This window comes from Micromonospora sp. NPDC049049 (assembly GCF_040649115.1).
Taxonomy (GTDB): domain Bacteria; phylum Actinomycetota; class Actinomycetes; order Mycobacteriales; family Micromonosporaceae; genus Micromonospora.
The window spans coordinates 48,740-73,125 of the sequence record NZ_JBEZEX010000003.1 but is presented as its reverse complement, the minus strand read 5'-3'; the positions used below and the strand labels follow the sequence as shown (position 1 = coordinate 73,125).

Sequence of the window (24,386 nt, the reverse complement as noted above, 5' to 3'; positions counted from 1 at the left end):
CGGTCAGTTCAGTGCGGCTCGGTGCCTTCCTGCCGCATGGCGATCTCCAGCCGAGCCTGGCTGCCCTCGGCCAGCTCGATCCGGGTGCCGTCCGGCAGCAGCACGGTCACCGCAACGCCTTCCCGGCGGCGGGCGCTCCACCACTCGGCGATCGTCTTGGCCACCTCGACCCCGGAGAACACCAGCCCGATGACCGCGATCACCATCTCGGCCGACCGCTGCACCTGCACTGGCGACACGCTGTCGTCCGGCCTCATCGCTCCGACCAGCGCGGACCGCAGCTCTGCCGCCCAGCGCGCGGCCTGCGCCCCGGACACCTCCACTGTGGCGTTCCCCATCACCCGCACCCTCCCCTGATGCGCCTGATCAAGCCCGCCCAGGACCGCGGATCCCTGAGCGGGCCGGGCGATCAACGGGTGGACTTTGGCGGCCACTGTACGTTTATTCGCGTCCCGGGACCGCTCGGTGAACCCGACTGACGGGTTTCCGACTCGCTGACCAAGTCCCGGCCGTCGTGGGAAGAACAATGACGACCCGTGCAACCGTGCGACACCGCTCTTGTGCCACGGTCCGGTCAGTGGACACGTCGAACAGGCAACCGGGAGCAGCGGGAAGAGCGAGGGGGATTCGGCATGGAGGATCGAGAACCATCACCATTGCGCCCCGTTCCCCACGCTACGGCGGCCACCGTCGCCCGACATGTGGAGGTGCATCGGCTTGCTGTCGCCGGTCGGCAGCCGCTGATCGCCCGGCATGTCGGTGTCCGGGTGTGTCGGGTGTGGCTGCGTACCTCGCGGTTCGCCGCGGTCGAGGTCATGGCCACCGCGACGCTGACCCTCGGCCCTGATGCCAGCGCCTTCTACCAACGTGGCTGGGCGCGGTCGTCGACCGGTCGGCCCCGGCCGGCACTGGAGGACTTTCAGCAGGCCCTCACCATGTACCAGCAGGCCGGCGACCGGGGCAACGCTTCCGCCACCCTGAACAACATCGGCAGCGTGTACAACAGGTTGGGGGACCGGCAGCGGGCCCTCGACTACTTCCACCAGGCCTTGCCCGCTCAGCGGGAAGTCGGTGACCGGGCCGGCGAAGCCGCCATCCTGACCAACATCGGCCACGTGTACGGCAGGTTGGGGGATCGGCAGCGGGCCCTCGACCACTACCACCAGTCCCTGCCCATCCAGCGGGAAGTCGGTGACCGGGCCGGCGAAGCCGCCACCCTGATCAACATCGGCAGCGTGTACGCCGCCTTGGGGGATCGGCAGCGGGCCCTCGACTACTTCCACGAGGCCCTGCCCATCCGGCGGGAAGTCGGCGACCGGGCCGGCGAAGCCGTCACGATGAACAACATCGGCAGCGTGTACAACGACTTCGGGGATCCGCAGGGGGCCCTCGACTACTTCCACGAGGCCCTGCCCATCCGGCGGGAAGTCGGCGACCGAGCCGGCGAAGCCACCACCCTCACCAACATCGGCCTTGCGTACAACGGGTTGGGGGATCGGCAGCGGGCCCTCGACCACTACCGCCAAGCCCTCCCCATCCAACGGGAAGTCGGCGACCGAGCCGGCGAAGCCGTCACCCTCAACAACATCGGCGGCGCATACAAGGGGTTGGGGGATCGGCAGCGGGCCCTGGACCACTATCACCAGGCCCTGCCCATCCGGCGGGAAGTCGGCGACCGGGCCGGCGAAGCCGTCACCCGCTACAACATTGCGATGGTCCACCAGGCGGACGGTGATCTGGACCAGGCGATCCGGGAGCTCGAACACGTGGTCGACCTCGACCGGCAGGTCGACCATCCCGACCTCGAAGCCGACACCGCCCTCCTCGAAAAACTCCGCCGACAACGCGCGCAGGACGGCGAGACGGAACTGCCTTCGGGATCGTGATGACGGTGCGAAGGCGGTGGTAGGGCGTCCTTCGTTACCAGGAGGCCCGGGCGGAGAAGGCGATGCTGGCCAGCAGGAAGCCGCCGTTGACGATGGTGAAGGCGACCATCACCCAGAGGACCAGCGCGGGGGCCACGGCGAGCACCACGGCGGCCACGAAGATCACCGCGCCGTAGTCGCGGACCAGCTTCACCAGGCGCACCGGCAGCGAGGTCGAGGTGACCATGCTGGCCGCGTTCGGGCCGGCCTGCATCACCGACGTCACCAGGTTGACCATCCAGGTGCCGGCGAAGGTCGCCACGAGCCAGGTCGGCGTGGCCGGCTCCTGCGCCACGGCGGTGGCGGCCAGCGCTGCCACCAGGGCGATCTGCGCGGCCACGTCGCAGAGCACGTCGACGCGCGCGCCGGCCGCGCTGCCCTGGCCGGTCACCCGGGCCAGTTGCCCGTCCGCGCAGTCCAGGGAGTACGCCACCTGCCAGCCGACGAGGGCGAGCAGGCCGACCACCCAGGCCGGTACGTCCCCGGCGGCGACCGGGCCGGCGAGAGCCACGACGGTGACCGAGGTGGCCAGTCCGAGCAGCAGGTTGGTGATTGTCAACGCTGTCGGTCGCAGCCCGAGCCGCTGGGCGACGAGCGCGAAGACGGCCCCCAGCCACTGGCTGATCGACTCGCTGAACAGGCCGCCGCCCCGGTTCACCCGGTGGAAGTCGGCGACGGTGGGACGGGGGTCAGCCAAGCTGGTCGCGGATTGCACCGGCGTAGTCTGCCAGCCGCTCCCGGGTCTCGGTAGGCGACAGTGCCAGGTGTTCGAGGATGGTGTACCGATCCGGCCGGGTACGCGGCGCGAACTGCACCGCCTCGATGAACTGGTCGTCGGTGAGCGCCACCTCGGCGGGGAGTCGGGGCAGGCCGTGCCGGGCGAGGCAGGCCGACATCTCCCCGAAGCGGCGGAGATCTCCGCGCAGCCAGGTGCAGAACAGCGCACCGAGCCCGGCCAGCTCGCCGTGTGAGGCGGTTCCCGGAAAGAGCGAGTCGACCGCGTGCATGATCTCGTGGCAGCCGCCGCTGCACGGGCGGCTGGTGCCGTCGACTGCCATCGCCAGACCGCTGGAGATCAACGCCTCGGCGAGGACGATCACGAAGGCGTCGTCGCTCATGTCGCCGGGGTGGTTGAGCACCGCCTCGGCGCCCGCCCGTGAGAGCGAAGCGGCCAGCCCGTCGACCGGCTCACCGCGTACCTGCCGGGACAGCTCCCAGTCGGCCAGCGCGCTGATGTTGCTGATCACGTCGCCGATGCCGGCCCGGTTGTGCCGGTCCGGGCCGCTCTCCACGAAGTCCAGGTCGACGATCACCCCGATCGGGATGTGTACGCCGTAGGAGCCCTTGATCCCGTCGGTGATCAGGCTGGCCACCGGGGAGGCGATCCCGTCGTTGGCGAGGCTGGTCGCCACCGACACCATCGGCAGCCCTCGGCGGGTCGCCGCGTACTTGGCCACGTCGATGGTCTTGCCGCCGCCGATGCCGACCACCGCGTCGTAGGACCGGGCGCGGAGTTTGCCGCCCAGGTCGTCGGCGGCGTCCAGTGTCCCGCCGGAGACGGTGAACACGTCCGCCGAGCGCAGCGACGGTCGGATCAGCTCCGCGATCTGGGCACCCTGACCCGGGCCGACCACCACCGCGACGTCGCCCCCGGAGGAGATCCGCCCGTCGGCCAGGATCGCGCCCAGGTCGGCTACCGCCCCGCGTCGCACGTCGATGTGCAGCGGGGTGAGGACGCTCCGAGCTAGTAGCGGCACGCGATCTCCCGCGCGCGGGCCAGGTCGGCGTGGTTGTCGACCTCGACCCACGGGACGTCACCGATCGGTGCCGCCCGCACCTCCCCGCCCCGGTCGGAGAACTCCTGGTAGCCGTCCTCGTAGTAGAGGTTCGGGTCCCGTCGCCAGGTCGCCTCCAGCGCGTCGGCGAGGGCGTCGGCGACCTGCGGTTCGATCAGTGTCGCGCCGATGTACTCCCCGTACGCCTCGCCCGGGTCCATGATCTTGGTGATCCGGGTGAGCTGGCCGGCGGCGTCGAAGGTGGTCTTCATCTCCTCCTCGGCCAGCGGCTTGAGGGTGTCCACGGCCAGCAGGATGCCCGGGCCGCGCTCGGCGAGCAGGGTCTTCTCCACGCTCACCGGGTGCACGGTGTCCCCGTTGACCAGCAGCACGCCGCGCGCGAAGTACTCCCGGGCCAGCCAGAGCGAGTAGGCGTTGTTCCACTCCTCGGCCTTGTCGTTGTGCACAAGGGTGAGCGTGACCCCGTACTTCTTTTCCAGCTCCGCCTGGCGGGAGACGACCGCGTCCGCCGCGTAGCCGATGACGATCACGATGTCGGTGAGGCCGACCTCGGCGAGGTTGCCCAGCGCGATGTCCAGGATCGTCGTCTCGCCGTCCACCGGCACCAACGCCTTGGGCAGGGTGTCGGTGTACGGGCGCAGCCGTCGTCCCGCTCCGGCCGCGAGCACCATTCCGATCATCGCGACATCCTCCCTAGTCCTGCTCCGGTCACCGGTGGAGGATAGCGCCGGCCGGGTGCGCCGCTCCGGCCAACCGGGTCAGCCGGGCAAGGCCGCCAGGTCGGCGAGCATGGTCAGGCGCTCCTCCGCGCTGAGCGCGGCGTACGGGGCGGCGGCCCGCCGGTCGCTCTCCAGTTCGATGGCGAGCCGCTCGGGACCGGCCGGCAGGGCGGCGATGCTCGACGCGGTGTGCCCTGCGGCGGTCCAGGCGGCGGCGTGCGCGTCGGCACGGTGGTGTCGCAGCGTGCCGAGCCGGTTGAGCAGCAGCACGCCCGACGGGGTGCCGTCCGGCTCGTACGGGGGCGCCAGCGCGGTGAAGGCCGAGGAGGCGACCGGGTTCGCCTCCTCGTCGGCCAGCACGAGTGCGTACGACAGCAGTCGGCCGAGCATGGACACCAGCCGGGCCACCCGGTCGTCGTGGCCGGCCCACAACTCCTCGGTGACCTCGGCGTGCACCTGGTACAGCTCGGCGAGGAACGCCGCGCCCCGCTCTGTGGCGGACAGGGACCCGTCCGGGCCGCGGTAGATCATCCCGTGGGCCACCTGCTTGTCCACGGTCCGCCGGCAGGCGACCGGGTCGTGGTAGCGGGTGATCGCCGCGAACCCGGGCCCGTCGACAGTGCCACCGGGTGCGGCCAGCCGGGTGCGCAGGTCGACCAGGAAGCCGGTCGCCGTGATTCCGCCGTAGCGCTGGGACAACTCGGCGCCACCACCGTCCCGGCCGGCCAGGATGCCGGCGCGGAAGGTCCGGTCCACTGCCGGTGCGAGCAGCCCGGCGATCCGGTGGGGCGCCAGTTCGACGGTGTTCACAGACCGATCGACCGCAGGACGGCGAAGCCCTCCTCCGCGATCCGCCGGATCAGCCCGTCGTTGACGTCGCGGTGCTCGTCGAGCACCGTCACCTCATGCTCGGCCAGCCAGCGGTACTCGGTGTGCTTGCCGGCCTCCAGCATCGGGTGGTCGAGGTCACCGTCGACGCGGACCAGGAAGTCGTACTCGGTCCGGGCCAGGCCGTCGTCGCCGACGTAGCTGTACTCGCCCACCTGGCCCAGGACGTGGGAGAGGACCCAGCCCGTCTCCTCGGTGATCTCCCGGCGCAGTGCCTCGTCGATGTCCTCGCCCGGCTCCACGTGGCCGCCGACAATGTCCCAACAGTTGGGAAACAGGCGTCGGTGTGGTGAGCGGCGCTGAAAGAAGATGCGGCCGTCATGGTCGACGATCAGCGCGCCGGCGCAGCGCAGGGGCTCGTTGGACACCATCCGACAGTAGCCAGCGTCCGCAGCTTGTGCGATGCCGCTCTTGTCCCGGAAACATCCACCGACCACCATGTCCGTACCGAATGCCACCGTCCCAAAGGGGTGATGTGTGATGCAGGTACGGGATGCGATGTCCAGCCAGGTCCTCGTCGTCGGTCCGGAGCACACGCTCCGCCAGGCGGCCCGGATGATGTCGGCCCGCGGTGTCGGGTCGGCGGTCGTGATCGACCCTGATTCCGAGGGTGTGGGGATCATGACCGAACGCGACGTGTTGAAGGCCATCGGCGCCGGCCTGGACCCCGACGTGGAACGCACCGGCGCCCACCTGACCTGGGACGTGGTCTACGCGGGGCCGGAGTGGACGGTGGCCGAGGCCGCCGCCGCGATGGCCCGGGGCGGATTCCGGCACCTGGTGGTGCTCGACGGCCAGGAGGTGGCCGGCGTGATCTCCGTCCGGGACATCATGCGGGTCTGGTCGGAGAGCCAGGCGGTCGCCACGACCTGATCGGGGGTGGTGTGCGGGGCCGGATCGATGGGTAGACATCCCTTGCGGGCGCGGAGATGCCGTGGCCCGTGGGGGAGGTCCCGATGCGCGACGCGGAGCGGCTGGTCGAGCAGCAGTACGACATGCTCCTGCGCCGGGACGTGGCCCGGCTGCCGGATCTCTACGCCTCGGAGGCGTTCTACGCCATGCCGGGCGTGACGGTCCGGCCGATCGAGCTGCCCGCGCTGCTGCGCACCTGGACCGGCGCCTTTCCAGACCTGCGGGTCGACCCGATGGGCGCGGTCCGCACCGGCGGTGGCGCCGCGGTCGAGCTGCGACTGACCGGCACCCACACCGGCACCCTGCATTCGCCGTACGGCACCGTCGCGCCCACCGGCCGGCTGGTGAGCTGGGAGGTGGCCGACGTGGTCCGGGCCCGCAAGGGTCGGATCACCGCGTGGCGCTCCTACTTCGACTGGAGTCAGCTCCTCGACGCGCTCGGTGTGCAGCTGGAGGGACTTTCCCGGGGCGCGCAGCACGACGCGCTCGCCCTTCCGGTCTGATCTGCCGCCGACCGGTCGAGTGGGGTCACCCGACCCGGTGGCTCAGGATGCGGACATCGCCGTGCCGACCGCGCGTCCCCCGCCGCCGCCCGTACGCTCAATATCCATGACCGCCGAGCAGTTGATCTCCTTTGCCCGTGGGGCTCCCTCCCTGGACATCGTCGATGTCGAAGGGCTCAAGGCCGCCGCCGTCCGCGCCTTCGACGCCGACCCCGCGGGGGTGACGGCGTACGGCACCTCCGTCGGGTACCTCCCGCTGCGGAAGTGGATCGCCGAGAAGCACGGGGTCGAGGCCGACCAGGTGCTGGTCACCAATGGGTCGCTCCAGGCCGACGCGTTCCTCTTCGACCACCTGGTCCGCCCGGGCGACGCGGTGGTGGTGGAGCGCCCGACGTACGACCGGACGCTGCTCAACCTCCAGCGCATGGGCAGTGAGCTGCACAGCGTCGCCGTTCAACCGGACGGCCTGGACACTGCCGAGCTGCGCAAGCTGCTGGAGTCCGGGGTCCGCCCCCGGCTCGCGCACGTCATCCCGAACTACCAGAACCCGGCCGGCATGACGCTGTCCCTGGAGAAGCGCCGGGAGCTGCTCGACCTGGCCGCCGAGTACGAGTTCACGATCTTCGAGGACGACCCGTACGCGGACGTCCGCTTCCGTGGCGAGGCGCTGCCGTCGATGCTCTCGCTGGACACCCGCAACGTGGTGGTGCACGCGTCGAGCTTCACCAAGACGGTCTGCCCGGGTGTGCGGGTCGGTTACCTGGTCGGCCCGGCCGACCTGATCGCCTCCATCGCGAAGAACGCGACGAGCCTCTACATCTCCCCCGGGATGGTGTCCCAGGCGATCGTGCACCAGTTCTGCGTCTCCGGTGACATCGACCGCTCGATCGAGACGGTTCGGGCGGCGCTCGGCGAGCGTGCCCAGGTGCTCGCCGAGTCGTTGCGCCGGCACCTGCCGCAGGCGCGGTTCGTGGAGCCCGACGGCGGCTACTTCCTCTGGGTGGAGTTCCCGGAGGACGTGCTTGTCGACCGGCTCGCCCCGGCGGCGGCCGAGCGCGGGGTCGCCGTGGTCAAGGGCAGTGACTTCGTGCTGGACGGCGGGCGGCACGCTCTCCGACTGGCCTTCTCGGCGGTGACCGCCGACCGGATCGACGAGGGTGTCCGGCGGCTCGCCTCGGCCGTCGAGGCCGTCCGCAGCTGACTCAACTGTCGGGTTCCTGACAGAACGACGATGCCGGCCGTCCCGGGGCTCCCCTCCGGGCGGCCGGCTGGCCCACAATGCTGCGAGCGTCACCCCGCGAGCTGCGGTGTTCACCGCCGGCCTCCGGGCCCGGTCCCGCCGGGTCGACGCGGCAGCACAACCTCCCGCCCCCACAGGTGCCGGGTGGGCCGTGTCGTCCCCCGCACACCCCCCGATGCGGCCCGGCCCGCCCGGCGCCGCCCCCACGCGACCGCCGTCACACCGGTCCTCGACCGCGATCGGCGTAGCCTGCAAGCCGCTGACTGAGCGCGGGAGGTGACGCGATGACGGATCGGACAGAGCGGGACCGGACGGCACCGTCGACCACCGGTCGGGTGCTGCGACCTCGGGCGTGGCCCTCCCCGGTCCGGGCGATGACCCGGATCCTCAACGCCGACGGCTCGCCGCCCGCGCCGGCCCCGACGGGCACTGGCACCGGCCGCAGCGCCGTGGTCGACTGCGCGCTCTACGTCGACGGCAAGCGGCAGCCCGGCGACTGGACCTACGCGGAGGCGTTGGCCGCTGCCCGCCGCGAGGAGCACGGCTTCGTCTGGATCGGTCTGCACCAGCCGGAGCTTGCCGAGATGACCGCCATCGCGGAGACCTACGGCCTGCACGAGCTGGCGGTCGAGGACGCGGTCAAGGCCGAGCAGCGCCCCAAGCTGGAGCGGTTCGGCGACGTCGTCTTCCTGGTGCTGCGCACCGCCCGCTACTGCGAGCACACCGAGCTGACCGAGAACTCCGAGGTGGTGGAGACCGGGCAGGTGATGCTCTTCATCGGCCCGAACTTCGTGATCAGCGTCCGGCACGGCGACGCCTGCCGGCTCGCCCCGATCCGCGCCGACCTGGAGACCAAGCAGGAGTTGCTGCTGCACGGCCCGTGGGCGGTGGCGTACGGGGTGACCGACCGGGTGGTCGACCTCTATCTGGAGGTGGCCGAGCAGATCGAGGACGACCTGGACGTGCTGGAGGCGGAGGTCTTCGACCGGCAGGGCCACGGGCGGATCCAGCGGATCTACCAGATGAAGCGGGAGCTGGTCGAGTTCAAGCGGGCGGTGGTGCCGTTGCAACGGCCGCTGATGACGCTGACCTCCCAGGTCAACCGGGACGTGCCGAAGGAGATCCGCAAGTACTTCCGGGACGTGCAGGACCACCTGAGCCGCACCGTCGAGCAGGTGAACTCCTACGACGACCTGCTGAACTCGATCCTCCAGGCGCGGCTGGCCCAGGTCACCGTCGACCAGAACAACGACATGCGCAAGATCGCCGCGTGGGCGGCCATCGCCGCGGTCTGGACCTCCATCGCCGGCGTCGAGGGCATGAACTTCGACAACATGCCCGAGCTCAAGATGACGTACGGCTATCCGGTGGCCCTCGCCCTCATGCTCGGCGTCTCACTTGCCCTCTACCGCTGGTTCCGCCGCAACGGCTGGCTCTGAACCGGCGACAGCGCCGCGCACGCGGAAGCGCCGACGAGTGGGTGACCACTCGCCGGCGCTTCGATGCGCTGCTGTTCAGCTCAGCGGCGGCCGTTGGTGCGGGCCGTGTCCTTGCCCAGCGCCTTGGTGAGGTCGTCGGTCGGCCGACCGGAGACGTCGGTGGCGCCCTCGGCGACCGACGGGACCTTGTCGGTCGGGCGGACAGCGGTCTGCTTGGCCGGGGCGGTGGTGCTGGCGCTGGAGCCGCCGGCCACCGCCGAGCTGCCCGCGCCGGTCATCCCCGCCGCGCCGGACATGGCGGACCCGTCGGAGCCCCGGGCGGCGGACGGCGTACGCACCTCGATCGAGTCGACCTCGTCGCGCATCGGCTCCAGGGTGCTGCGGGTCGGGTCGTACTCGGCCCACTCCTGCTGCTCCCGGCGGCGACGCAGCGCGACCGCGCCGGCCAGGCCGGCGATGGCACCCGCCGCCAACAGGCCGGTCATCATCGAGCCGCGACGACGCGGCTGCTTCTTCTTCCCGGTGATCCGCATGGTCTTCGACTTGGCCTTCCTGGTCAGCGGCCCTGCCTGCGCGGCGCCGTCACGCGCAGCCGCCGCCAGCGGTGCCAGCGTGGTGAGAGTCGTCCCCCAGCCGGTCGACGCGCGGTCGCGTACCTTCGCGGCGGTCGGTGCGACGTAACCTCGGGCCACCTGGACCCGCGGGCCGACGGTCGCGCCAGCGCCCTTCGCGGCGTGGTTGGCTGCCAGCATCAGGTGGCTGATGCTCTGGTTCAGCTCGGCCTTCGCCAACTGCCCCTGGGACTTACGCCGCCCGAATCCAAACACGGTCCTACCTCCTGGGAGTTGTTCCTTCGTCATCCTCCACCTTCGGATGCCTCCGCGATGCCAGATCGGGCACATGGGAGGATCCGCATGGAACTGACCAACGAGTGAGGAGTACCCGTGGCCGAGGCTGTCTACGCCACCCTGCACACCAACGCTGGCCCAATCCGGCTGGAGCTCTTCCCCAACCACGCGCCGAAGACCGTCCGCAACTTCGTCGACCTGGCCGAGGGCAACCGTGAGTACACCGACCCGCGCACCGGTCAGCCGGGCAGTGGTCCGTACTACGACGGCACCATCTCGCACCGGGTGATCAGCGGTTTCATGGTCCAGATGGGCGACCCGACCGGCACCGGCCGGGGCGGCCCGGGCTACAAGTTCGCCGACGAGTTCCACCCGGAGCTGCGGTTCGACCGTCCGTACCTGCTGGCGATGGCGAACGCCGGACCGGGCACCAACGGTTCGCAGTTCTTCATCACGGTGTCCCCGACGCCGCACCTCAACAACCGGCACACGATCTTCGGCCAGGTCGCCGACGAGCAGTCGGTGAAGATCGTGGATTCGATCGCGAGCACCCCGACCGGTCCGAGCGACCGTCCGCTCCAGGACGTCGTCATCGAGCGGGTCGAGATCGAGCGGTCCGCTTCCTGAGCGACCGGCGAGGTACCTTTGCTCGCATGATTGAGCGCTCCGGAGCACAGCCGGTGCCGGTGGACCGTGCGGTGGCGGACGGAGGGTCGGCCCGGTGAGCGAGTCTCCACCGACCACCCCGGTCTGCTACCGGCACCCCGGCCGGGAAACCTACGTCCGGTGTTCCCGCTGTGACCGGCCGATCTGCCCGGACTGCATGCGGGATGCCGCGGTCGGGCACCAGTGCCCGGAGTGCGTCAACGAGGGACGTCGCAGTGTCCGGCCGGCGCGTACCGCCTTCGGCGGCGGTACGGCCGGCCGGCACGGCTATGTCACCAAGGCGCTGATCGCCGTGAACGTGCTGTTCCTGCTGGCCTCCATCGCCTCAGCCCGGGGCGGGGACGCGGCGGTCGGCGGCTCCGGCTTCGGCGGCCTGATGGGTGGCAGCACGCCGCTGACCGAGTGGGGTGCGGTGCTCGGCCGGGCCTACCTCTCCGACTACACGCTGGGCGGGATCGCCGAGGGCCAGTGGTACCGGCTGGTCACGGCGATGTTCCTGCACTATGGCGTACTTCACCTGCTGCTCAACATGTGGGCGCTGTGGGTGCTCGGCCGGTCGTTGGAGGCCAACCTCGGGCGGGTGCGGTTCGCCGCGCTCTACCTGATCGCGGGCCTCGGCGGCAACGTGGCCGCCTACCTGTTCAGCAGCCCGCGGGCGGCCACCGTCGGCGCGTCGACGGCCGTGTTCGGTCTCTTCGCCGCGCTGATCATCATCGAGCGCAGGTTGGGCCGGGACATCTCACGGATCATCCCGATCCTGGTGATCAACCTGGTGTTCACGCTGGCCGTGCCGGGCATCTCGATTCCCGGGCACCTGGGCGGCCTGGTGGTCGGCGCGCTGATGGCGTTGGTGCTCGCGTACGCGCCACGTGGTCGGCGCACGCTGGTGCAGGTCACCGGTGGGGCGCTGATCCTGCTGATCCTGCTCGCGCTGGTGCTCTTCCGGACCGCCGCACTGCTCACCTGACAGACCGCCGCACTGCTCACCTGACAGGGCGGACGGCGCGCAGTGCGGCGGCCACCTCTTCCGGGGTGGCCCCCAGGTCGTACCGGCCGAACAGATGCAGCGAGTTGCCCGCGTCGATCTCCAGGGTTTCGCTGGTCAGTCCGAGGCGGGGCCGCCGGTCGACGGCGATCGCCTCGACCGTCGACCAGGGCAGCAGCCGCCGGCCGGCGAAGCCGTGGATGACGGTGAGCCCGGCCGGGTCCACCGCCAACCGGACCGGCGCGACCAGGTCACGTACCGCCCAGCCGGCCAGCGCGGCGGCGGCCAGGACGGCCAGTGCCAGCCGGACCGGGTCGCCGTCGGCGAAGAGCAGACCGAGCGCGATGAGCAGAACCGCACCGGCCAGTTTCGCCGCCGGCAGGCTCGCCGGCACTCGCCACTGCCGGGCCGGGGAGGTCTCAGTCACCCGCCCAGCATGCCAGCGGTACGCCGAATCGCCGCCCCCGCGCGGGTCGATCATGCAGTTGTGGTGCCCCTCATATGGTGCGAAGCAGGAGCTTCTGCCCACCACAAGTCCATGATCGACGCCGGAGGGTCGAGGGACGACGTAGGATCGGGGCAGCCCAAGTTACCGGGGAGTAAACATGAGTGACGCGGTCATCGTCGGCGCGGTACGTACCCCGGTCGGACGGCGCAAGGGCAGCCTCGCCGGCGTCCACCCGGTCGACCTCTCGGCGCACGTGCTGCGCGCCCTCGCCGAGCGCACCGGGCTCGACCCGGCCCAGGTCGACGATGTCTTCTGGGGCTGCGTGTCCCAGGTCGGCGAGCAGTCGTGGAACATCGCCCGCAACGGCGTGCTCGCCGCCGGCTGGCCCGAGACGGTCCCCGGCACGACGCTCGACCGGCAGTGCGGCTCCAGCCAGCAGGCCCTGCACTTCGCCGCCGCGACGGTGCTCTCCGGTCAGGCCGACCTGGTGGTCGCCGGCGGCGTCGAGTCGATGACCCGGGTGCCGATGGGCTCCAGTGTGGCCGGCGGCATGCCGTTCAGCGACCAGTTGCGCGCCCGTTACCGAGGCGTCGAGGGCTTCGCCGACGACGCGCCGCTGCCGTTCAACCAGGGGGTCGGGGCCGAGCTGATCGCCCAACGGTGGCGTCTCTCGCGTACCCAACTGGACGAGTTCGCGCTGACCAGCCACGAGAAGGCGGCCGCCGCGCAGGACGCCGGCGCGTTCGACAGGGAGCTGACCCCGGTGCCGCTCGCCGACGGCGGCAAGTTCGCCGCCGACGAGGGCATCCGCCGGGAGACCTCCCTGGAGAAGCTGGGTGAGCTCGCCACCCCGTTTCGCGCCGACGGCGTGGTGACCGCCGGTTCCGCGTCCCAGATCTCCGACGGCGCCGCGGCCCTCGCGGTGACCACCTCCGACTGGGCCAGCCGACACGGCCTGCGCCCGCTGGCCCGGATCCACACCGCCGTGGTCGCCGCCGACGACCCGGTCACCATGCTCACCGCACCCATCCCGGCCACCGCGAAGGCGCTGCGCCGCGCGGGGCTGGGCATCGAGGAGATCGGGGTGTACGAGGTGAACGAGGCGTTCGCCCCGGTGCCGCTGGCCTGGCTGGCGGAGACCGAGGCGGACCCGGAGCGGCTCAACCCGCGTGGCGGGGCGATCGCCCTCGGCCACCCGCTCGGCGGCTCCGGTGCCCGGATCATGACGACCATGCTCCAGCACATGCGGGACAACGGCATCCGCTACGGCCTTCAGACCATGTGCGAGGGCGGCGGCATGGCCAACGCCACAATCGTCGAGCTGGTCTGAGGACACCGCCACACACCGGTCACCTCCGCCGGGGCGCTGGTGGGGGCGCAAGCCGGCCGTTGGGCATGTGCACGACCCGGAGGAACGCGGGCAGTCGCCACGGCCTCGGCCCACCGATGACGACGTCGCGCCGCAGCACCGCCTGCGCGGTGCTGATCCGGCCGAACATCATCAGGTTGAACCGGGCGGGGCGGAACGTCACGCTCGCGTCGAACGGGGCGTCGGGAGCCGCGATCCACACCCGGCGGTCGCCCAGGGTCAGCGTCGTCGTCGGCACGTACCGTGAGCGGAACTGCACCGACACATCGTGCCGGGGCGTCGGCAGTTCGGTGTTGAGCAGCACCCCGTACGTGTCGCGCAGCATGTCGAACATGAACAGGTCCCAGTAGAGCGCGGCGTGCTCGTCCGGCATCGGCCACGCCCGGCGGAGTGCCCGGGCGATGTCCCAGCCGTGCACCAGCAGCTCGTTGGTCAGATGGGCGAACAGGCCGCCGACCGTCACCCGCGCGTTGCCCAACCAACTCACCGTCGATCGCGGGTCAGCCGACGTCGCCAGGAGGCGGTCGACCATGGTGTTCAGCTGCGTCAGCAGCACCTGCGGGTCGCGTTCGGTGAAGTGGGCGAGCACGTGGGCATTGACGTCGGCCACCGTGTCCACGTTCGTGGTGGCGAGCAGGTCCTCCAGCCCTGGCACCCGGATGGGGACCTCGGTGCCCTCCAGTCTCGACACGTACAACATCGCGATCGACACCACGTGTGCCAGCGTGTCGGCCACTGTCCAATCGGCGGTCGCCATGACGACGGGCGAGGGCGCGGCGGCCACCAGGTCGGTGAACCGGTCGGTTGCCGTTCGCAGTGCCGTGTTGGCCACACTCCAGCGGTCCGGATCTGCCGCGCCAGTCATCCGAACAGCATCGGTGACCTGACGTGCCGGAGCATCTTCGAACGTGCCGTCTTCGCCTCGGGCGGCAGGTCCGGACCGGCGTCAGTGGTTGTAGAACATGGTGGGGAACCAGCCGAAGCCGAAGATCGAAGGCACCCGGACGTCCCAGTACACGACTGTGAAGACCCCGAGGGCGATGAGCAGGGCGCCGCTGAGCACCATGCTGCGCCGCACGTCGGCGGCGAGCCAGCCGATGAACCGGCCGCGGGTGAGCATGATCAGCAGTGCGAACAGCGCGGTGACCACCACGATGTTGCCGAGGGACTGCAGGACGAACGCGGCCGAACCGTACAGCGGGTTGCCGCTGTCGACCGCCCAGTGGAACAACTTGTTGAACAGCGGGTACGGCCGGCCGATGAGGAAGCCGCCGATGAGCGCGCCGAGAGTGATCACCCGCGCGACCGGTCGGTCGGCGAACACGTCCCGCACCGTCCCGATCGCGGCCAGCCCGAGGTAGATGAGGGCCAGTCCGATGACACCGAACACCACTGACGACTGGATGATGCGTACCGGCACCCCACCGGCGGTCTCGGTGGACAGCTGAGGGAGCCGGTCGCCCAGGAGGACTCCAATGAATCCGTACGCCGCAGCGACGGCGACCATGCCCAGGGTGAGGTAGCCGACCGGCCGCAACAGCAGCCGGAGCCGGTCGCCGTTGCCGCCGCTTGCCGCGCCGAGCGGCCCGATGGACGCGAGCATCGCGATGTTGCACGCGGTGAAGGTGCCAGCGAGGCCCGACACGAACGCGAACACCAGGCCGGCGGCGGTACCGGAGATCGCCGTCGCCTTCGCGTCGTGACCGAGGAGCCCGCTGGCGACACTGTCACCGATGACCGAGTCGACGAACTCGTAGGACCAGAGCACGGCAAGCAGGACTCCGGCCGCCACGCTCACCGCGATGATGAGCCCGTTGCGGTGTGGACGCTCCGCGACGAAGGGTCTCGCGAAGTCTCGGGTGCCTGTGGTCGGCGTTTCCGTCATAGCTCTACTCCCCGGGCCGATTCGCGCGTGACTATGCGCAGCGATGATGTCGCTCAGGGTTGTCTCGGCGCATCTCGCAGAGTGCGCAATCGGCAGAGGTGCGGGCCTTCGGTGGGACGCCGCGACGTGCCGGCCGGAAAAGCGGTCCCCAACGTCGGGCAGACGGCCTAGGGTGCCCAGCGTGACGACGATCGCCGGTGAGCGTGCCCCCGACTGGTCCAGCGAGCAGTGGCAGGTGCGGGCCCGGTCCTGGGTCGACGCGCAGCTCAGCCGAGCCGGCCGACGGGTGACCGGGCCGGTGGAGCCGAGGCTGCGGCCGTGGTCGCTGGTGTGGCGGGTGCCCACCGACGACGGCCCGGTCTGGTTCAAGGCCAACAACCCGGGCACCGTGCACGAGGCGGTCCTGATCGCGGCGCTCGCCGAGTTGACGCCCGACCGGGTGCTCACGCCGATCGCGGTCGACCCGGCGCAGGGCTGGTCGCTGCTGCCCGACGGCGGCGAGTCGTTGCGCGACGTGCTGGCGCGCGACCCCGACCTGGCGCACTGGGAGCGGGCGCTGCCCGGGTACGCGGCGCTGCAACTGGCGAGCGCGTTGCACGCCGACGAGCTGGTCGCCTCGGGCGTGCCGGATCAGCGTCCGGAGGTGCTGGCCGGTCTCTTCGCCGAGCTGCTCGATGATCACGAGGCGCTGCTGATCGGCGCCGAGGGTGGGCTCCGTCCGGAAATGCACGAGCGGTTGCGGGCCGAGCTGCCGGCGTACGCGCAGCGGTGCCGTCGGCTCGCCGACCTCGGCATTCCGGCGACCGTGCAACACGACGACCTGCACGACGGCAACGTCTTCGCCGGCGCGGCTGGGTACCGGTACTTCGACTGGGGCGACGCCTCCGTGGCGCACCCGTTCGGCACGCTGCTGGTGACCCTGCGCACCGTCGGGCACGCCGGGAAGCTTGCCCCCGACGACGCCCAGCTGGTGCGGTTGCGCGACGCGTACCTGGAGGTGTGGACCGACCGGTACGACCGGCGGACCCTCGTGGAGGCCGCCGACCTCGCTATCGGCCTGGGTCCGGTGAGCCGGTCGCTGTCCTGGCGTCGGGCGCTGGACACCGCCGAGGAGTCCCGCGCCGAGTACGCCGACGCGGTCCCGGGGTGGCTGGAGGAGCTGTTCGCCGCCAGTCCACTTCAGCCGAACTCCTGACCATGATCCGTCCGAGTCGGAAGTCGGACAGGCAGTGCGACAGGCGGCGTGGAACTTCCAAAAATTCCGCGTGACCCACGTCACCCTGCTGGGGACGTCGTTGGGCAGGTCATGGACGTCTTCTCCCGAACGTTCCTTCCGGCCGCCGCTGAGGCTGGCCTGGCCGTGCAGACGGTGAGCCGGCACATGCCGGTCTTCCGGCGCTGCGTCGGCTCCGGTGACGCCACCATCCTGGTCACCCGTTGCAGCCGCCCCGACCGCCCGGTCACCGGCGACTACCTGTTGCTACTCACGCACCGCCGCCTGGTGGTGACCCAGCAGACCCGCCTCCTGCACCGACTGCGCCTGCACCTCAACACCGAGTTGCGCGAGCTGAGCAACGTCACCTGGAGCCCGGACCCGCGGCTGCAGTCGGTCGAGATGGCGGCCACCGCGATCGACGGGATCCGTGAGCGGTTCCTGATCCGGACCAGCCACCCGAAGCAGGTCTGGCAGCTCGACGCGTTGCTCAACCAGGCGTTCCGGACCCGCCTGCGGCCGCCCGGCGCGCGGGTCGTCGCCAGCATCGGTGACGCGCCGGCCGCCCGACCCGGGCTGTTCGCTCCATCCTGGTGAGCTGACCCCGCCTTTACCGAACTCGAACACACACCGATCGCGCCGAGCCTCCGCGGTCGGCAATCATGGGCCGGTGACCGTCGAACCACCGCATCGCGGGCTCGTCCTCGTCGTGGAGGACGAGCCGGCCATCGCCGACCTGGTCCGGCTCTACCTGACCCGGGACGGGTTCGGCGTCCACCTGGAACGTGACGGCGAGGCCGGTCTGACCGCGGCCCGCCGGATGCGCCCGGTGGCCTGCGTCCTGGACATCGCGCTGCCGGGTCTGCCCGGCACCGAGATCTGCCGCCGGCTGCGCGAGGCCGGCGACTGGACCCCTGTCATCTTCCTCACCGCCCGCGACGACGAGGTGGACCGGATCGTCGGCCTGGAGTTGGGTGCCGACGACTACGTCACCAAGCCGTTCAGCCCTCGGGAACTGGTTGCCCGCGTCCGCGCGGTGCTGCGCCGATCCGCCGGCGGCCCGGAGGGCGCGGACCGCCCACGTGTCGTCGGCCCGGTGACCCTCGACCCGGCCCGCCGCACTGTCACCGCCGCCGGTGCCCCGGTGCAGCTCACCTCCACCGAGTTCGACCTGCTGGCCCACCTGATGGCCCGGCCCGGCCGGGTCTTCACCCGGGAGGAGCTGCTGGCCGGAGTCTGGGGCTACGCGGCGCACGCCGGCACCCGGACGGTGGACGTGCACGTCGCCCAGGTGCGGGCGAAGCTCGGCCCGGCGAGCGTGATCCGGACCCATCGCGGCGTCGGGTACGCGGTAGATGCCTGACCGACCCCGGCACGTCGAGTCGCCGACCATGGCCCTGCCGGTGGTCGGCGCCCCACCCAACGCACCCCGACGAGGCCGACCCGGCCGTACGCTGACTGCCCGCGCGGTGCTCGTCACCTGCGCGGTGGCGCTGGTGTCGGTGCTGGTCACCGCCATCGTCGCGGTGCCGCTGGCGATCCGTGGCGCGGAGCGCAGCGAGCAGGAGGCGCTCGCCGCCCAGGCCCGACTCGCCGCCGAGGTGCTGCGGACCCGCCTCGACCGGGGGCGCAGCGCCGACGAGGAACGGCTCATCCAACAACTGCGCGACCAGGGCATCGATGCGTACCTGATCCGGCGTGGGGCGGTCGACCGGGCGGGTCTGCCACCCCGGGTGGTGCAGCGGATCGGGCAGGGCCGCAACGTGTCGGCCCGCCGCTCCGTCAACAATGAGCGGGCCCTGGTCGAGGGTCGGGCCCTGCCCGGCGGCAACGGGGTGGTGCTCTCCCGTCCGCTGGCCAACGGGCTGTGGGCCCGGGTGCTGCTCAGTCTCTGGTTGCCGCTGCTGGCCGGGTTGACCGCCGGTGTGGTGGCAGGGCTGCTGCTGGCCCGTCGGCTGGCCCGGCCGATCCGGGTCGCGGCCACCGCCGCCGCCCGGCTGCGCGCCGGTGACCGGGCCGTCCGGGTGCCGGTCGAGTCGCCGGACGAGGTAGCCGACCTGGCCGAGGCGTTGAACGGTCTGGCTGCCGCTCTGGCCACCAGCGAGGGCCGACAGCGGGAGTTCCTGCTCTCCGTCTCGCACGAGCTACGCACCCCGCTGACCGCGATCCGGGGGTACGCCGAGGCGCTCGCCGACGGGGTGCTCGGCGCCGACGACACGGTGGACACCGGTCGGACGATGCTGGCCGAGGCCCAGCACCTGGACCGGCTGATCGGCGACCTGTTGGCACTGGCCCGGCTGGAGGCCGCCGACTTTCCCCTGGAGCCGGTGCCGGTGGACCTGACTCAACTGGCAGTGGACGCGCAGCCGACCTGGGCCGGTCGGTGCGCGGCGGTGGGCGTGCCGTTCCGGGTGGAGACGCCCGGTCAGCCGGTGCCCGCGTACACCGATCCGGGGAGGATCCGGCAGGTCCTGGACGGGCTGCTGGAGAACGCGCTGCGGGTCGTACCCCCGGGGTCGCCGGTGGTGCTCGCGGTCCGGCCGGCCGGCGCGGACCCGGCGCACGGCGGCGTGTTCGAGGTCCGCGACGGCGGGCCCGGCTTCACCGACGACGACCTGGCGGTGGCCTTCGAACGCGGTGCGCTGCACGAGCGGTACCGGGGGGTGCGCAAGGTGGGCAGCGGGCTGGGGTTGGCGCTGGCCGCCGGGCTGGTCCGCCGGTTGGGCGGGGAGATCGCCGCCGGGCACGCGCCGGAGGGCGGTGCCGCCTTCACCGTCCGGCTGCCCGGTGATCCTTACCTGACTCGAACATCGTCCTGACGCTCCGCTCGTCGTTCCCGGCAAGGCTGAGGGCTCCACTGACCGAGAGGGAGAGTCATGCCACGTTGGGGTATCGCCACCGGCACCACGGCACTGCTCGCGGCGGTCGCGCTCGGCGTCAGCGGCTGCGGGGCGGCCGAGGTGGCCAGCCAGCCCGCCCGGGATGTCGCCGTCGAGGTCGCCGCCGCCATGGGAGTCGAGGGTCAGGCGCTGGCCGCGATGGGCTTCGACGCCGACGACCTGGACGTGCTGACCGTCGCCGCACCGGCCACGCCGACGCCGGGTTCGTCCCCCAGCGCGAAGGAGAAGGCCCGGGAGAAGCGCGGTGAGGAGTGGCGCAAGCGCCGCCAGGCCCGCGTGCTGCTGCGCAAGAACACCCTGCACGGTGAGGCGGTGGTGAAGACGAAGGACGGCGGTACGCAGACCGTCGCCGTGCAGCGCGGCGAGGTGACAGCGATCGACGGCGACTCGATGACCGTCAAGTCCACCGACGGCTTCACGATGACCTGGACCTTCGGCGACGACCTGCGGGTGGTCGAGCGGCGGGCCACGGTGCAGCCGAGCGAGGTGAAGGTCGGCGCGACGCTCGGCGTCGCCGGCGCGAAGGACGGCGACAAGGGCGTGGCCCGGCTCATCCTCATCCCCCGAGCCAAGTGAGCGAAAGGGGGCCCTGGCCGACGCCAGGGCCCCCTTTCCCGGTGTCAGTAGACGCGGGAGCCGATGAAGTCGTCGTGACCGTAGCCGACCGGGTTGGCGGCGGTACGTGCCTCGAACGACCACTGCTGCCTGGTGCTGGTGGAGCAGGTGGCCAACCGCAGCCGGGGAGCGCCCGACGACGGGCTGTCGAACGCCACGCAGAGGTTGCTCGCGGCGGCCGGCTTGATCTGGTTGCCGACGAAGGCGAACTGCTGGGCGGCAGTGCCGTTGCAGTCGTAGATGTTGACCGCGGTGCCGGCCGTCATCGACCCGCCGGCGACATCGAGGCAACGGTCGTGGGAAAGTTCCGAGTGCAGCGACCGCTTGGCCGAGTCGTACCAGAAGCCCTGGTTGCGCCCGCCGTGGCAGCCGTACGACTGTTGGGCGGTGCCGTTGCGGGAGTCGTACCCCTTACCGTCGACGCAGGTGCTGGTCCCCAGGTTGCGCAACTGCTTGAATTGCATCAGGCCGGAGTAGAGCACGCCGCTGCCGGTGCTGGCCGGGTCGACGCAGGTGGCCTGGTTCTGCCCGGAGTTCCAGAACTGGGTGATGCACTGGGCGAACATGCCGTGCCCGCGCGCGTTGGGGTGGAACGACTGCCGGGCGGCGTTCTCGTTCCAGATGCCGACCTCGATGAAGAGGCCGCGTACCGAGGTGTTGTCGGTGCACACCTCGTGGCCGTGGAAGAGCCGGCTGGCGTCCAGATAACGGGTGCCGGTCTGCGCGGCCGCCGCCCGCAGCGCCGACTCGAACAGCGGCACCGCCTTGTTCCGGGCGAACGCGGCGTCGGCCAGGTAGAGCAGGCAGCCGCCGGAGTACCAGCCGGGGAAGTTCGGGTTGTCCTCCACGTCCGGGCTGGCCGGGCTCGGGTACGACATGAGCACCAGTTCGTAGTCCGTGCGCAGGTAGCCGGCCCTGGTCATGGTCTGCCGGATGTCGGTGAGGGCGTCCGCAACCGCCCGGCGGCTGCCGTCGGTGCGGATCGTCCACTGGTCGGTGTAGTCGGGGTAGCAGTTGCCCTGGAGGAAGACCCGGCTGACAGCGCAGTCGGTGGCGACCGGGCCGAACTGGATGGTGCCGTCGCCGTTCGCGCCGACCACCACCCAGATCAGCTTCACGTGCGTGTTGCGCGCTTTGATCCCCAGGTAGTCGCCCTGGTTGAGCTCGTTGTGCTGGGTGGGGCCGCCGGCGATGAGGTTCCACGGGGTGGCACCGGAGCAGGCGATGTTGTAGCGCGCGTCCGACGGGATGCCGGTGCGGAACACCGCCTGGTCGTACGAGCGGTCGCACCAGTTGCCGTCCTGGTGGGTGCCGGGGACGTAGTTGCCGACGCCCTCACCGGAGATCTGACTGTCGCCCATGGTGATCAGCGCGGTACGCCGTTGTTCGATCGGACGGATCGCCGGGCTGCCGTAGAGGGCGGTCGCCTCGGCGGCCCGGATGGCTTCGAGGTTGGCGGGGAGTGGTTGGACGGTTGGTCGGTCGGCGGCGGTGGCGGGGGTGGCCGGTCCGGCGAGCATCGGTAGGACGAGAGCGGCGACGGCGACGGCGACGGTGATGGCCCGTCGTCGGGTCGCGCGTTCGGGCGGCCTGGCGGGGATTGCAGGCATCGACGCACTCCTTTCGGCTCAATCGCGGGACGTCGATTGAGTTACCAGACGGTAACGTGCGAATCAGCAGATGTGAATGCGCCTCAGATCCTTGCGCGCGGAATGCAGAACCGCTCGGATCGGACTATCCGACCCCCCACGGCGGCCTTAGCGGCCCGGCGGCAGGGCGTAGCCGACATAGCTGCGGAACTCCAGCCGCCAGCCGACCGGGACGAGTTTGGCGCAGGCGGCCTTGTTGCCGGTGCAGACGATCGCGTCGACCGAGGCGGGATCGGCCGGCGGTCGTTCCGGCAACACCGACTGCAACGCCACCAGGTCCGGTGAGCCGCCGTCGGGCTGCCGCAGCAGCAGCCACCACGGGTACTCCCAGTTGTCGTTCTGCTGCACCAGCCCGATCCGTCGCGCACCGCTGTCCTGGACCGATGTCGCCGCCCAGCGGAACTCGTCGGCCCACTGGGGGCGGCGCAGGAACCGGGTGTCCCAGTCCGAGGTGGTGAACACCGAGCCGGAACCGACCAGCCGGCGCGGGAAGCCGTACGACAGTGCGAGCACTCCGGCCAGCGCCGAGGTGGCCAGCACGGTGACGGCCGCCACGGTGGCAACAGTTCGACGCCCACCCGCGCGGTTGCGCAGGAGAGCGTCCAGCCAGAGGCCGGCGAGGGGCGTGGCGAGCACGACGGCGTAGAGCAGCAGCCGGTTGCCCCACGGCTGCCACTTGATCATCGCGGTGTGCAGCAGCACGGCGGTCAGCACCACCACGGCGTACGTCCGCAGCGACCCCGCCCGCTCGGAAGTGATCCGCCGTGGTCGGGCGAGCGCGATCACCGCACCGATCACCGCCAACGCCCCGGCCAGCGGGAACGCCACCCGGTCCTCGTCCGGATACCAGGCCGGCTCCGGGAACAGCTCCCGCCCGAAGGTGATCGCGCGGTCCTGCGGGTCGACCCCGATCGCCTCGGCGCCGCTGATGATCACCTCGGCTCCGGCCCAACGCAGCGGTGCAAGCGGCGTGTCGAATGCGGTGTGCCCGATCCGCAGCGCGTTGACCACTATCGACGCCGGGTCGTGCCGCTCCATGGGGATGGACTCGCGCAGCCGGGGCGGCCCCAGCGGGTGCCCGAACTCGGCGGTCACCCGGGCCAGGAAGGGGCCGACCACCACGGCAGCGACCACCAGGATCAGCACCGAACCGCCGACAGTGCGGGCCAACCCGCCGATCGGCCAGGCCCGCCGACCCCCGGCGGGCGCTGTCGGGCCTGCCAGCGCCGATCGATCGGCCCGGGCCAGCCTCAACTGGGCCAGGCCCCAGAGCACCAGCAGCGGGCCGACCGCGATCAGGCCGCTGGTCTTGGTCACCGCGGTCAACCCGGTGGCCGCCCCCAGCCCGAGCAGCGTGCCCCAGCCGGTCCGCCGACTCAGCCCGTCCAGCGTCAGGGTCGCCGCGCAGGCCACCCACGCCGCGCAGATCAGGTCGGTCTGCGTGCTGGTCGCCTGGAGCACGACCATCGGCGTGGTCGCCAGCACGAACGCGGTGAGCAACTGGGCCCGCCGGCCGCCGCCGAGCTGCGCGGTGATCCGTGCGGCCACCAGGAGGCAGACCACTCCGGCCGCCCACTGCACCAGGTTGTGCAGGTGGTCCCCGCCGGTGAGCAGGCGCAGGTGCAGCAGCAGGTACTCGGCTCCGGGCGGAATGGTCACCTGCCGGTGGATGGCGGTGGGCCAGAAGTCCAGGTCGCCCTGGGCCACCCAGTGCTCCACCTTCGGCAGGTGGTACGTCTGCGAGTCGAAGTTGTTCGGCTCGGCCAGCAGCGCGACCAGCAACTCCACCAGGACCAGCCCGCCGACCGTGCCGGCGAGGAGCCGCTCACCCGGCCGGGCCGTACGCCACGCCTCGACCGCTGCGGCACGAAGGTCAGCGAACCCCCGTGCGGCCCGGATCGGCGCGGGGCCGGGCTCACCGCGTTCGGCGGCCGGGACGGACACGTCGGGTCCGCCACCGGACACCACAGCGCCGACCGGGACCGGCTGCGGTGCGGTGCTGACTGCCGGCGCAGCGCTGACCGGCACCGGTGCGGCGGCGCTCGGCTGCCCGGGGCGGGTCGCCCGTCGCCAGCGCAGACCGACCGCCGCCGCGGCTGCGACCAGCAGAAGCAGCCAGGCGACTGTGAACGCGCCTCGGCTCAGCGCATGCGACGCGCCGAGCACCTCGACGACGAGCACCGCGTACGCCCCGCTGAGCAGAACGGCGCGCACCACGGCGAGCCGCAGCGGTGCCACCGCGCCAGCCTCTCGTGGCATCGCCGCGACGATGAGCAAAAGCACCGCGGCGGCAGGAATCACCGCGAGCAGGGAGCCGGCAGCCGACATGGCGGAAGTAAACACCATTGATCTGAGGCCGCCGCGTCGACTGCCCAGCGGTAGCGGT

25 protein-coding genes are annotated in these 24,386 nt (G+C 71.4%); 13 read left to right on the top strand and 12 right to left on the bottom strand.

What is annotated here, in order from left to right:
- Nucleotides 1-8: 8 nt before the first annotated feature.
- A complete protein-coding gene (locus AB0B68_RS04445) occupies nucleotides 9-338 on the bottom strand; it encodes a hypothetical protein (protein WP_357257833.1) in 330 nt (109 codons plus the stop codon).
- Nucleotides 339-935: 597 nt separating this feature from the next.
- Here AB0B68_RS04445 and AB0B68_RS04440 point away from each other — a divergent pair.
- A complete protein-coding gene (locus AB0B68_RS04440; RefSeq protein WP_357257831.1) occupies nucleotides 936-1,886 on the top strand; it encodes a tetratricopeptide repeat protein in 951 nt (316 codons plus the stop codon).
- A gap of 34 nt (nucleotides 1,887-1,920) precedes the next feature.
- Here AB0B68_RS04440 and AB0B68_RS04435 read toward each other — a convergent pair whose 3' ends face one another.
- From AB0B68_RS04435 to AB0B68_RS04415, 5 genes are all read right to left on the bottom strand, one after another.
- Nucleotides 1,921-2,640: a CDP-alcohol phosphatidyltransferase family protein gene (locus tag AB0B68_RS04435; protein ID WP_357193677.1), complete on the bottom strand. Its 720-nt coding sequence runs from the start codon at nucleotides 2,638-2,640 to the stop codon at nucleotides 1,921-1,923.
- Nucleotides 2,615-3,682: an iron-containing alcohol dehydrogenase family protein gene (locus tag AB0B68_RS04430; protein ID WP_179781433.1), complete on the bottom strand. Its 1,068-nt coding sequence runs from the start codon at nucleotides 3,680-3,682 to the stop codon at nucleotides 2,615-2,617. Before AB0B68_RS04430 ends, AB0B68_RS04435 begins: the two co-directional genes overlap by 26 nt.
- A complete protein-coding gene (locus AB0B68_RS04425) occupies nucleotides 3,670-4,401 on the bottom strand; it encodes a phosphocholine cytidylyltransferase family protein (protein ID WP_357257829.1) in 732 nt (243 codons plus the stop codon). Before AB0B68_RS04425 ends, AB0B68_RS04430 begins: the two co-directional genes overlap by 13 nt.
- 78 nt (nucleotides 4,402-4,479) lie before the next feature.
- A complete protein-coding gene (locus AB0B68_RS04420) occupies nucleotides 4,480-5,250 on the bottom strand; it encodes a hypothetical protein (RefSeq protein WP_357257827.1) in 771 nt (256 codons plus the stop codon).
- Nucleotides 5,247-5,699 (bottom strand): NUDIX domain-containing protein, encoded by a 453-nt coding sequence (locus AB0B68_RS04415; protein WP_357257825.1) that lies wholly within the window; start codon nucleotides 5,697-5,699, stop codon nucleotides 5,247-5,249. Before AB0B68_RS04415 ends, AB0B68_RS04420 begins: the two co-directional genes overlap by 4 nt.
- 109 nt (nucleotides 5,700-5,808) lie before the next feature.
- Between AB0B68_RS04415 and AB0B68_RS04410 the strand changes: the two genes are divergently transcribed.
- The 4 genes from AB0B68_RS04410 to corA all read left to right on the top strand — a co-directional run bounded on the left by AB0B68_RS04410 (nucleotide 5,809) and on the right by corA (nucleotide 9,422).
- A complete protein-coding gene (locus AB0B68_RS04410; RefSeq protein ID WP_357193685.1) occupies nucleotides 5,809-6,201 on the top strand; it encodes a CBS domain-containing protein in 393 nt (130 codons plus the stop codon).
- 83 nt (nucleotides 6,202-6,284) lie between these two features.
- Nucleotides 6,285-6,743, top strand: a complete 459-nt coding sequence (locus AB0B68_RS04405) for an ester cyclase (protein ID WP_357257823.1) — start codon at nucleotides 6,285-6,287, stop codon at nucleotides 6,741-6,743.
- Between the two features lie 106 nt (nucleotides 6,744-6,849).
- On the top strand, nucleotides 6,850-7,944 hold the full coding sequence (locus tag AB0B68_RS04400; RefSeq protein ID WP_357193690.1) for a PLP-dependent aminotransferase family protein: 1,095 nt from the start codon (nucleotides 6,850-6,852) through the stop codon (nucleotides 7,942-7,944).
- A 323-nt stretch (nucleotides 7,945-8,267) separates the two neighbouring features.
- A complete protein-coding gene (gene corA, locus AB0B68_RS04395) occupies nucleotides 8,268-9,422 on the top strand; it encodes a magnesium/cobalt transporter CorA (protein WP_357193692.1) in 1,155 nt (384 codons plus the stop codon).
- A gap of 80 nt (nucleotides 9,423-9,502) precedes the next feature.
- On the opposite strand, the gene AB0B68_RS04390 is transcribed toward corA, so the two are convergent.
- Nucleotides 9,503-10,282, bottom strand: a complete 780-nt coding sequence (locus AB0B68_RS04390) for a hypothetical protein (RefSeq protein WP_355004449.1) — start codon at nucleotides 10,280-10,282, stop codon at nucleotides 9,503-9,505.
- Nucleotides 10,283-10,366: 84 nt separating this feature from the next.
- On the opposite strand from AB0B68_RS04390, the gene AB0B68_RS04385 reads away from it, so the two are divergent.
- Together AB0B68_RS04385 and AB0B68_RS04380 are read left to right on the top strand one after the other, a co-directional pair.
- Nucleotides 10,367-10,897 carry a peptidylprolyl isomerase gene (locus AB0B68_RS04385; protein WP_272614231.1) on the top strand — a complete coding sequence of 177 codons (531 nt, stop codon included), beginning with the start codon at nucleotides 10,367-10,369 and terminating at the stop codon, nucleotides 10,895-10,897.
- Between the two features lie 94 nt (nucleotides 10,898-10,991).
- Entirely contained in the window at nucleotides 10,992-11,903 is a 912-nt protein-coding gene (locus tag AB0B68_RS04380; RefSeq protein WP_357193696.1) for a rhomboid family intramembrane serine protease, read from the top strand.
- 16 nt (nucleotides 11,904-11,919) lie between these two features.
- Here AB0B68_RS04380 and AB0B68_RS04375 read toward each other — a convergent pair whose 3' ends face one another.
- Nucleotides 11,920-12,402 (bottom strand): PH domain-containing protein, encoded by a 483-nt coding sequence (locus AB0B68_RS04375; protein ID WP_357193699.1) that lies wholly within the window; start codon nucleotides 12,400-12,402, stop codon nucleotides 11,920-11,922.
- A gap of 124 nt (nucleotides 12,403-12,526) precedes the next feature.
- Between AB0B68_RS04375 and AB0B68_RS04370 the strand changes: the two genes are divergently transcribed.
- Entirely contained in the window at nucleotides 12,527-13,699 is a 1,173-nt protein-coding gene (locus AB0B68_RS04370) for an acetyl-CoA C-acyltransferase (protein WP_357257821.1), read from the top strand.
- Nucleotides 13,700-13,718: 19 nt separating this feature from the next.
- Here AB0B68_RS04370 and AB0B68_RS04365 read toward each other — a convergent pair whose 3' ends face one another.
- The gene (locus AB0B68_RS04365) at nucleotides 13,719-14,603 is read right to left on the bottom strand and encodes a maleylpyruvate isomerase N-terminal domain-containing protein (protein WP_357193705.1); all 885 of its coding nucleotides are present in this window, start codon (nucleotides 14,601-14,603) and stop codon (nucleotides 13,719-13,721) included.
- A gap of 81 nt (nucleotides 14,604-14,684) precedes the next feature.
- Nucleotides 14,685-15,623 carry a hypothetical protein gene (locus tag AB0B68_RS04360; protein ID WP_357193708.1) on the bottom strand — a complete coding sequence of 313 codons (939 nt, stop codon included), beginning with the start codon at nucleotides 15,621-15,623 and terminating at the stop codon, nucleotides 14,685-14,687.
- A gap of 181 nt (nucleotides 15,624-15,804) precedes the next feature.
- Here AB0B68_RS04360 and AB0B68_RS04355 point away from each other — a divergent pair, with 181 nt between their 5' ends.
- The 5 genes from AB0B68_RS04355 to AB0B68_RS04335 all read left to right on the top strand — a co-directional run bounded on the left by AB0B68_RS04355 (nucleotide 15,805) and on the right by AB0B68_RS04335 (nucleotide 20,312).
- A complete protein-coding gene (locus AB0B68_RS04355) occupies nucleotides 15,805-16,818 on the top strand; it encodes an aminoglycoside phosphotransferase family protein (protein WP_357257819.1) in 1,014 nt (337 codons plus the stop codon).
- A gap of 111 nt (nucleotides 16,819-16,929) precedes the next feature.
- Entirely contained in the window at nucleotides 16,930-17,433 is a 504-nt protein-coding gene (locus AB0B68_RS04350) for a hypothetical protein (protein WP_357257817.1), read from the top strand.
- 73 nt (nucleotides 17,434-17,506) lie between these two features.
- The gene (locus AB0B68_RS04345; protein WP_357257815.1) at nucleotides 17,507-18,199 is read left to right on the top strand and encodes a response regulator transcription factor; all 693 of its coding nucleotides are present in this window, start codon (nucleotides 17,507-17,509) and stop codon (nucleotides 18,197-18,199) included.
- A 28-nt stretch (nucleotides 18,200-18,227) separates the two neighbouring features.
- Nucleotides 18,228-19,655 (top strand): HAMP domain-containing sensor histidine kinase, encoded by a 1,428-nt coding sequence (locus tag AB0B68_RS04340; RefSeq protein ID WP_357258031.1) that lies wholly within the window; start codon nucleotides 18,228-18,230, stop codon nucleotides 19,653-19,655.
- A 57-nt stretch (nucleotides 19,656-19,712) separates the two neighbouring features.
- Nucleotides 19,713-20,312, top strand: coding sequence for a hypothetical protein (locus AB0B68_RS04335; protein WP_357193720.1), 600 nt, complete (start codon nucleotides 19,713-19,715; stop codon nucleotides 20,310-20,312).
- A gap of 44 nt (nucleotides 20,313-20,356) precedes the next feature.
- Here the strand turns inward: AB0B68_RS04335 and AB0B68_RS04330 are convergent, their stop codons facing one another.
- Both AB0B68_RS04330 and AB0B68_RS04325 read right to left on the bottom strand, forming a co-directional pair.
- A complete protein-coding gene (locus AB0B68_RS04330) occupies nucleotides 20,357-21,961 on the bottom strand; it encodes a ricin-type beta-trefoil lectin domain protein (protein WP_357257813.1) in 1,605 nt (534 codons plus the stop codon).
- 147 nt (nucleotides 21,962-22,108) lie between these two features.
- Complete coding sequence (locus tag AB0B68_RS04325) at nucleotides 22,109-24,328, bottom strand: glycosyltransferase family 39 protein (protein ID WP_357257811.1); 2,220 nt, start codon at nucleotides 24,326-24,328, stop codon at nucleotides 22,109-22,111.
- Nucleotides 24,329-24,386 lie beyond the last annotated feature (58 nt).

What these genes read in the sequence shown, in the direction of transcription:
- AB0B68_RS04325 (WP_357257811.1), bottom strand. Translation starts at nt 24,328, where the DNA reads ATGTCGGCTGCCGGCTCCCTGCTCGCGGTGATTCCTGCCGCCGCGGTG.
- AB0B68_RS04425 (WP_357257829.1), bottom strand. Translation starts at nt 4,401, where the DNA reads ATGATCGGAATGGTGCTCGCGGCCGGAGCGGGACGACGGCTGCGCCCG.
- AB0B68_RS04440 (WP_357257831.1), top strand. Translation starts at nt 936, where the DNA reads ATGTACCAGCAGGCCGGCGACCGGGGCAACGCTTCCGCCACCCTGAAC.
- AB0B68_RS04365 (WP_357193705.1), bottom strand. Translation starts at nt 14,603, where the DNA reads ATGACTGGCGCGGCAGATCCGGACCGCTGGAGTGTGGCCAACACGGCA.
- AB0B68_RS04390 (WP_355004449.1), bottom strand. Translation starts at nt 10,282, where the DNA reads ATGACGAAGGAACAACTCCCAGGAGGTAGGACCGTGTTTGGATTCGGG.
- AB0B68_RS04375 (WP_357193699.1), bottom strand. Translation starts at nt 12,402, where the DNA reads ATGATCGACCCGCGCGGGGGCGGCGATTCGGCGTACCGCTGGCATGCT.
- AB0B68_RS04340 (WP_357258031.1), top strand. Translation starts at nt 18,228, where the DNA reads ATGGCCCTGCCGGTGGTCGGCGCCCCACCCAACGCACCCCGACGAGGC.
- AB0B68_RS04445 (WP_357257833.1), bottom strand. Translation starts at nt 338, where the DNA reads ATGGGGAACGCCACAGTGGAGGTGTCCGGGGCGCAGGCCGCGCGCTGG.
- corA (WP_357193692.1), top strand. Translation starts at nt 8,268, where the DNA reads ATGACGGATCGGACAGAGCGGGACCGGACGGCACCGTCGACCACCGGT.
- AB0B68_RS04400 (WP_357193690.1), top strand. Translation starts at nt 6,850, where the DNA reads ATGACCGCCGAGCAGTTGATCTCCTTTGCCCGTGGGGCTCCCTCCCTG.
- AB0B68_RS04415 (WP_357257825.1), bottom strand. Translation starts at nt 5,699, where the DNA reads ATGGTGTCCAACGAGCCCCTGCGCTGCGCCGGCGCGCTGATCGTCGAC.
- AB0B68_RS04350 (WP_357257817.1), top strand. Translation starts at nt 16,930, where the DNA reads ATGGACGTCTTCTCCCGAACGTTCCTTCCGGCCGCCGCTGAGGCTGGC.
- AB0B68_RS04370 (WP_357257821.1), top strand. Translation starts at nt 12,527, where the DNA reads ATGAGTGACGCGGTCATCGTCGGCGCGGTACGTACCCCGGTCGGACGG.
- AB0B68_RS04330 (WP_357257813.1), bottom strand. Translation starts at nt 21,961, where the DNA reads ATGCCTGCAATCCCCGCCAGGCCGCCCGAACGCGCGACCCGACGACGG.
- AB0B68_RS04360 (WP_357193708.1), bottom strand. Translation starts at nt 15,623, where the DNA reads ATGACGGAAACGCCGACCACAGGCACCCGAGACTTCGCGAGACCCTTC.
- AB0B68_RS04410 (WP_357193685.1), top strand. Translation starts at nt 5,809, where the DNA reads ATGCAGGTACGGGATGCGATGTCCAGCCAGGTCCTCGTCGTCGGTCCG.
- AB0B68_RS04405 (WP_357257823.1), top strand. Translation starts at nt 6,285, where the DNA reads ATGCGCGACGCGGAGCGGCTGGTCGAGCAGCAGTACGACATGCTCCTG.
- AB0B68_RS04335 (WP_357193720.1), top strand. Translation starts at nt 19,713, where the DNA reads ATGCCACGTTGGGGTATCGCCACCGGCACCACGGCACTGCTCGCGGCG.